The sequence below is a fragment of the Synechococcus sp. OH2 genome, from assembly GCF_047462155.1.
In the GTDB taxonomy this organism is placed as follows: Bacteria; Cyanobacteriota; Cyanobacteriia; order Thermostichales; family Thermostichaceae; genus Thermostichus.
In genome coordinates, this window is sequence record NZ_JANSIR010000043.1 from 1 (window position 1) to 693 (window position 693).

Here is a 693-nt window from a genome sequence, read left to right on the forward strand (position 1 = left end):
GACGAGGATTACAGCTTTGTGGCCGAGCCCTTCGATTACATGAGCGCTAAACTCAGCGAAACCGACATCTAACCTACTCGTCGGCGTAGGGATTGGCCGGCACCGGCATTGGTTCCACCTGCTCGGCCAGGATTACCAACTGAGGCTGGCCATCCCGTTGCTCCACGGCCATTCGTCCTTCCAGACGCAGCCAACTGTCCGGAGCCAGCTCCTCCGAGCGGAACCAGCGCACTGGCAAGCCGACCGGGTAGGCATCGGCAGCGCAGCAACTCACCAAAAAGCGAGTGATGACAAAGTGGTCAGGTTGCTCGTCAGGAACGACGAACCCCTGCACCCGCACCGGCTGGCCCTCATAGGTATAGGGATCTGGGTAGACATCCAGGGTGCGCACCCAGTCCAGCAGGGTGCGCTGGCGTGGGTCAATCTTGGGACGAAAAGCCTGCGGCTGGCTGCGAGAGGCACCCAGATAGGGAGATACCCCCCGGTTGAGGGCCGTCTGGCTGGAGAGGGGACGGGGCTCGACCCAAAACCCCAGCAGCGCCGTCAGGATCAAGAGCGCCGCCCCCAGGCGCGGCCCCAACAGGGAGACATGGCTTTCCGAGGGCGCGACTTTGGCCCCCCGCCACCGGCTAATCCCCAGGCCCAGTAGGCACAGGCCGGCCAGCAGAGCCACGTTTACGTAGGCGGGGTTAA

Annotated in this window: 1 protein-coding gene; it reads right to left on the reverse strand. The window is 63.6% G+C overall.

The genetic code is table 11. The annotated features are described in order from the left end of the window. Positions 1 to 73: 73 nt before the first annotated feature. A partial coding sequence (locus tag NW835_RS03145; protein WP_414414500.1) for a TIGR03943 family putative permease subunit occupies positions 74 to 693 on the reverse strand: 620 nt, incomplete at its 5' end.